Source organism: Pseudooceanicola lipolyticus, from assembly GCF_002786325.1.
Lineage (GTDB): Bacteria > Pseudomonadota > Alphaproteobacteria > Rhodobacterales > Rhodobacteraceae > Pseudooceanicola_C > Pseudooceanicola_C lipolyticus.
Map to the genome: position 1 here is coordinate 1 of NZ_PGTB01000191.1, position 6,457 is coordinate 6,457.

Annotated in this window: 8 protein-coding genes; all 8 read left to right on the forward strand. The window is 65.8% G+C overall.

Features of this window, described 5'->3' with window-relative positions:
* A partial coding sequence (locus CVM52_RS22625; protein WP_276308657.1) for a glycine cleavage T C-terminal barrel domain-containing protein occupies window positions 1–241 on the forward strand: 241 nt, incomplete at its 5' end.
* Between the two features lie 19 nt (window positions 242–260).
* Window positions 261–623 (forward strand): glycine cleavage system protein GcvH, encoded by a 363-nt coding sequence (gene gcvH, locus CVM52_RS22630; RefSeq protein ID WP_100164632.1) that lies wholly within the window; start codon window positions 261–263, stop codon window positions 621–623.
* Between the two features lie 4 nt (window positions 624–627).
* On the forward strand, window positions 628–981 hold the full coding sequence (locus CVM52_RS22635) for a VOC family protein (RefSeq protein WP_100164633.1): 354 nt from the start codon (window positions 628–630) through the stop codon (window positions 979–981).
* Between the two features lie 14 nt (window positions 982–995).
* Window positions 996–3,845: an aminomethyl-transferring glycine dehydrogenase gene (gcvP, locus tag CVM52_RS22640; protein WP_100164634.1), complete on the forward strand. Its 2,850-nt coding sequence runs from the start codon at window positions 996–998 to the stop codon at window positions 3,843–3,845.
* Complete coding sequence (locus CVM52_RS22645; protein ID WP_100164635.1) at window positions 3,826–4,917, forward strand: hypothetical protein; 1,092 nt, start codon at window positions 3,826–3,828, stop codon at window positions 4,915–4,917. The genes gcvP and CVM52_RS22645 overlap by 20 nt, the downstream gene beginning before the upstream one ends.
* Before the next feature lie 82 nt (window positions 4,918–4,999).
* Window positions 5,000–5,455: a universal stress protein gene (locus tag CVM52_RS22650; protein ID WP_100164638.1), complete on the forward strand. Its 456-nt coding sequence runs from the start codon at window positions 5,000–5,002 to the stop codon at window positions 5,453–5,455.
* A gap of 184 nt (window positions 5,456–5,639) precedes the next feature.
* Complete coding sequence (locus CVM52_RS22655; protein WP_100164636.1) at window positions 5,640–6,200, forward strand: NifU family protein; 561 nt, start codon at window positions 5,640–5,642, stop codon at window positions 6,198–6,200.
* Window positions 6,190–6,457 (forward strand): tRNA (adenosine(37)-N6)-threonylcarbamoyltransferase complex dimerization subunit type 1 TsaB (tsaB, locus tag CVM52_RS22660; protein ID WP_100164637.1); only part of this gene is annotated, 268 nt, incomplete at its 3' end. The genes CVM52_RS22655 and tsaB, both read left to right, overlap by 11 nt.

A 6,457-nucleotide genomic window follows, 5' to 3' on the forward strand; every position in this document is an offset into this window, starting at 1 on the left:
CGAGGGCCGCGCGCCGATGCGCGAGGGCGTGCCGCTGTTCGCCGCCGAAACCGGCGGTGAACCGATCGGCCAGATCACCTCGGGCAGTTTCGGCCCCACCGTTGGCGGCCCCGTCGCCATGGGCTATCTGCCCGCCGAGATGGCCAGCGAAGGCACCCGCGTGTTCGGCGAGCTGCGCGGCAAGCGCCTGCCGCTGGCGGTAGCGCCCCTGCCCTTCGTGGCCGCGAATTTCAAAAGGTAATCAACAGGGAAAGTCCCAGATGAAATACACTGAAGAACATGAATGGCTGTTGGAAGACGGCGAACTGATCACCGTGGGCATCACCGAATACGCCGCCGAACAACTGGGCGATATCGTCTTTGTCGAATTGCCCGAGGAAGGCACCGAGGTGTCGAAGGACGACGAGGTGGTGGTGATCGAAAGCGTCAAGGCCGCCTCCGACATCCTCGCCCCGCTTGACGGCGAGATCGTCGAGGTCAATTCGGCGCTGACCGACAACCCCGGACTGGTGAACGAGGATCCGACCGGCGACGCCTGGTTCTTCAAGATCAAGCCCTCGGACCTGTCGCCGATGGCCGATTACATGGACGAGGCCGCCTATAAGGACTTTATCGGGGACTGATGGCGTGGCCGTCCGCCGCATCGTCAGCAATATCCGCGCCGACGACCCGGCCGGGGTTGCCTGCTTCTATCGCCAGGTCTTCGGGCTGGACACCGCGATGGACATGGGCTGGATCGTCACCCTAGCCGGTGGCGACCAGCCGGTGCAGATTTCGGCGATGCGCCACGGCGGCTCGGACACGCCGGTGCCGGCGCTGTCGATCGAGGTGGATGACCTCGATGCCACGCTCGCGCGTGCCCGCAGCCTGGGCCACGCCCCCGAATACGGCCCGACCGACGAACCCTGGGGGGCGCGGCGGTTCTATCTCCGCGACCCCGCGGGCACGCTGATCAACGTGCTCGCCCACCTACAGCCCTGAGATCAGGAGCCGACATGAGCTATAAACCGACCGACTATCTGCCCTATGACTTTGCCAACCGCCGCCATATCGGCCCTTCGCCGGCCGAGATGGAGGACATGCTGGAGGTGCTGGGCGTCGACAGCCTGGACGCGCTGATCGACCAGACCGTGCCCCAGGCGATCCGGCAGGAGCAGCCGCTGGATTTCGGCAAACCCAAGTCGGAACGCGAACTGCTCTACCTGATGCGCAAGACGGCAGAGAAGAACAAGGTGCTGACCTCGCTGATCGGCCAGGGCTATCACGGCACCGTCACCCCGCCGGCGATCCAGCGCAACATCCTGGAAAACCCGGCCTGGTACACCGCCTATACCCCCTATCAGCCCGAGATCAGCCAGGGCCGGCTGGAGGCGCTGCTGAACTATCAGACCATGGTCAGCGATCTGACCGGGCTGGAGATCGCCAATGCCTCGCTTCTGGACGAGGCCACCGCCTGCGCCGAGGCGATGACCATGGCCCAGCGGGTGGCGAAATCGAAGGCCACGGCGTTTTTCGTCGACGAGAACTGCCATCCGCAGAACATCGCGCTGATCCAGACCCGTGCCGCGCCGCTGGGGATCGAGGTGATCGTGGCCGCACCCGACGCGCTGGAGGCCGACAAGGTGTTCGGCGCCATCTTCCAATATCCCGGCACGTACGGGCATCTGCGCGACTTCACCCCGGAAATCGCCGCCCTGCACGAGGCCAAGGCGGTGGGCGTGATCGCCGCCGACCCGCTATCGCTGTGCCTGCTGAAGGAACCCGGTGCGATGGGCGCCGATATCGCCGTCGGCACCACCCAGCGCTTTGGCGTGCCGCTGGGCTATGGCGGGCCGCACGCGGCCTATATGGCGACCAAACAAGCCCATGCCCGCGCCATGCCCGGCCGGCTGGTCGGGGTCAGTGTCGACAGCCACGGCAACCGCGCCTACCGGCTGGCGCTGCAGACGCGCGAACAGCATATCCGCCGCGAGAAGGCCACCTCGAATGTCTGCACCGCGCAGGCGCTGCTGGCAGTGATGGCCGGGTTCTATGCCGTCTTCCACGGGCCCGAGGGGCTGCGCGCCATCGCCCAGCGCATCCACCGCAAGACCGTGCGCCTGGCCAAGGGGCTGCAGGCGGCGGGCTTCAAGGTCGAGCCGGAGCAGTTCTTCGACACCATCACCGTCGATGTCGGCCTGCTACAGCGCGGCGTGCTGCAATCGGCGGTGCGCGAGGGCATCAACCTGCGCCGGGTCGGCGACACCAAGGTCGGCATCACGCTGGATGAATGCACCCGTCCGGCCACCATCGAAAAGGTCTGGGCCGCCTTCGGCATCGACAAGAAGGACACCGATTTCACCCATGAATACTGCCTGCCCGACGCCCTGATCCGCAGCAGCAAATATCTCGACCACCCGATCTTCCACATGAACCGGGCCGAAACCGAGATGATGCGCTATATGCGCCGCCTGGCCGACCGCGACCTGGCGCTGGACCGGGCGATGATCCCGCTGGGATCCTGCACGATGAAACTGAACGCCGCGGCCGAGATGGAACCGATCAGCTGGCGCGACTTTGCCCGGATGCATCCCTTCGCCCCGGCCGACCAGGCCCAGGGCTATGCCGAGATCATCGCCGACCTCTCCGCCAAGCTGTGCGACATCACCGGCTATGCCGCGTTTTCGATGCAGCCCAATTCCGGCGCCCAGGGCGAATATGCCGGGCTGCTGACCATCGCCGCCTGGCATCGGGCGCAGGGTCAGGGGCATCGCAATATCTGCCTGATCCCGATGTCGGCACATGGCACCAACCCGGCCAGCGCGCAGATGGTCGGCTGGAAGGTGGTGGCGGTCAAATCGGCCGAAAACGGCGATATCGATCTCGCCGATTTCCGCGCCAAGGCCGAGAAGCACAGCGCCGATCTGGCCGGCTGCATGATCACCTATCCCTCGACCCACGGCGTGTTCGAGGAAACCGTGCGCGAGATCTGCCAGATCACCCATGATCACGGCGGCCAGGTCTATATCGACGGCGCCAATATGAACGCCATGGTCGGCCTGTCGCGCCCCGGCGACCTGGGCGGCGATGTCAGCCACCTGAACCTGCACAAGACCTTCTGCATCCCGCATGGCGGCGGCGGCCCCGGCATGGGGCCGATCGGGGTCAAGGAACACCTGGTGCCGCATCTGCCCGGCCACCCGCAGACCGGCGGCGCGGAAGGGCCGGTTTCGGGCGCGCCCTATGGCTCGCCCTCGCTGCTGCCGATCTCCTGGGCCTATGTGCAGATGATGGGCGGCGCCGGGCTGACCCAGGCCACCCGCGTGGCGATCCTGAACGCCAATTACATCGCCCAGCGGCTGGAAGGCGCCTATAAGGTGCTGTACCGCGGCAAGCAGGGCCGGGTGGCGCATGAATGTATCCTCGACACCCGCCCCTTTGCCGACAGCGCCGGGGTGACGGTGGATGACATCGCCAAGCGGCTGATCGATTGCGGCTTTCATGCCCCGACGATGAGCTGGCCGGTGGCCGGCACCCTGATGGTGGAGCCGACCGAAAGCGAAACCAAGGCCGAGCTGGACCGCTTCTGCGATGCGATGCTGGCGATCCGGGACGAGATCCGCGCCATCGAAGAGGGCCGCATCGACCGCGACAACAACCCGCTGAAGAATGCGCCGCACACGATGGAAGACCTGGTGCGCGACTGGGACCGCCCCTATTCCCGCGAACAGGGCTGTTTCCCCCCCGGCGCCTTCCGGGTCGACAAGTACTGGCCGCCGGTGAACCGGGTCGACAATGTCTATGGCGACCGCAACCTGGTCTGCATCTGCCCGCCGATGGAGGACTATGCCGAAGCGGCAGAGTAGCCGGCGGCGCGGCCCGGTACGGGCCGTCCTGCGCGCGGCGCTTGGCGCCGCGCCCTTTCTGGCGACCGTGGCGCTCATGCTCTGGGCTCTGTCGCACAATCCGTTTGCCCATCCCTTTGTCGCGGCGACGAATACCCAGGTGCAACGCGCGATCGAACGCGCGCTGGCGCTGCAAGTCACTCCGGAATGGGTTGCGCAGGAACTTGACCTTGCCTTGGGGGCCGGCGATCTGGACCGGGTCGAAACCCTGGTTCTGATAGCGCAGGATCAGGGCCTCGCCCCGGCCGCCGATCAACAGGCCCGGATCGAGGCGCTGACCGCCGAACATTCCGATATCGGGACAACGGCGGGCATCTGCGTTGCCTGCATGGCCGATATCGGGACATGCCAGTCTCCACGTCTGATGGCGGCCTGCGGCATCCCCTTCGAACTGACGCCCCTGGGCGATGTGAACGCGCTGCGGCGTGCCGGCATGGCGATGTGGGCCGGAGACGAGGTAGACCGGCTGGATGCGACCCTGGCCGTGGTCGGACTGGCCGCGACCGGTGCCGTGGTGGCGACGGGCGGCACCTCGATCACGATCAAGGCCGGAACGACATTGCTGCGGATGGGCCATCGTCTGAAGAGGGTGAAGCCGGGCCTGTTGCAGATGCTGAATATCGGTTTGAAACCGTCGTTGATCGGGCCGTGGCTGCTGGGCCGGGTGCCGACCGGCGCGCTGGTTGATACCGCGCGGCTTGACCGCCTGCAGAAGGTCACCGGTGATCTCAGCAGAGTGGTGCGCAACACCTCCATGACCGACAGTGTGCTGCTGCTGAACCATGTCGACGACGCGGCGGATGCGGCACGGCTTGCACGCGTTTCCGACGTCACCGGAACACGGACGCAGGCGACCTTCGACATCCTGGGAAAACAACGGGTGTTTCGCGCTCTGGTGCGGTTGTCGGACGCCGCCCTTGCCACCGCCGCCATCATCTACGCGGCAATCCTGCAACTTGTCCTTTCCGTCGCCGGCTGGATCGGAAACATGATCTTTCGCCCTGCCGTCAAGACCCTTGCACACAGAGTCTGACCTTGCCTGCGCGATGCAAAGCAAACTATTGTGCGCCTTCTGACCATCACGCATGATCCCGCAGAACAGGGAGAGCCGCACCATGCGCAAGTTTCTCGTCGTGCTGGACGACAGCCGCGAATGCCTGAACGCGATGCGTTTTGCCGCGATGCGCGCCGCGCATACCGGCGGCGGGGTGTCGATCCTGTCGATCATCGCGCCGGAAGAATTCAACCACTGGATCGGCGTCGGCGACATCATGCGCGAGGAATCGCGCGAACGGATCCAGGCGCATTTCGAGGTCTTCGCCAAGTGGATGCGCGACCGGCAGGGGATCGACCCGGAACTGATCATCCGCGAAGGCGACGCGGTGCCCGAGATCATCGCGCAGATCAAGGCGGACCCGGAAATCGGCGTGCTGGTGCTGGGCGCCGGAACCGACAAGAAGGGGCCGGGCCCGCTGGTGACCCAGCTCAGCCGCTCGGCCGGGTCGCTGCCGGTGCCGATCACCATCGTGCCGGGGGATCTGTCCAAGGAGAAGCTGGAGGCGATCACCTGACCACCGGCGCGGCACAAATTTGATCGATCAAATTTGCCAAGAATTATCCATAATTCTTGCCCCTTTGGCCATGCCGCCTCTGCCGATCAAAAGATGATGGATCCCGGATTAGAACTGTTCTAAACCTTGACTTGCCAGCCCCCTGCCCGCATATCAGCCCTACTGACACCCGGAGGTGCGCACCATGTTTATCCAGACCGAATCGACGCCGAATCCCGCAACCCTGAAATTCCTGCCCGGCCAGACCGTGCTGGAGGCCGGCACCGCGGATTTCCCCTCGGCCGACACCGCCGAGAAATCGCCGCTCGCCTCGCGCATCTTCGGGGTGGACGGTGTCGAGGGCGTGTTCTTCGGCAATGACTTCGTGACCGTGACCAAGTCTGACAGCGTCGACTGGGACCATATCAAGCCCGCCATCCTGGGCGCGGTGATGGAACATTACCAGTCCGGCCTGCCGGTGATGGAAGGCGACTCGGCCACCTCGGGCCATGCGGCCCACGAGGGCGAGGATGCCGAGATCGTCGGCCAGATCAAAGAGCTGCTGGACACCCGCGTGCGCCCGGCCGTGGCGCAGGATGGGGGCGACATCACCTTCCACGGCTTTGAACGCGGGGTGGTCTACCTGCACATGCAGGGCGCCTGCGCCGGCTGCCCCTCCTCGACGCTGACGCTGAAAATGGGCATCGAGAACCTGCTGCGCCATTACATCCCGGAAGTGACCGAGGTGCGGCCGGTTGGCGTCTGACCCCACGATCCTGGCATTTGACACATCGGCCGCGCATTGCGCGGCCGCTTTGCTGTCGGGCGACCGCCTGCTGGCGAGCCATGCCGAGGCGATGAGCCGCGGCCAGGCCGAGCGGCTGCTGCCGCTGCTCGAGGACATGCTGGACCGGGCCGGTCTGGGCTGGCGTGACCTGGATGCCATCGGCGTCGGCACCGGGCCGGGAAACTTCACCGGCATCCGCATCGCCGTCTCGGCCGCGCGCGGGCTGGCGCTGGGTC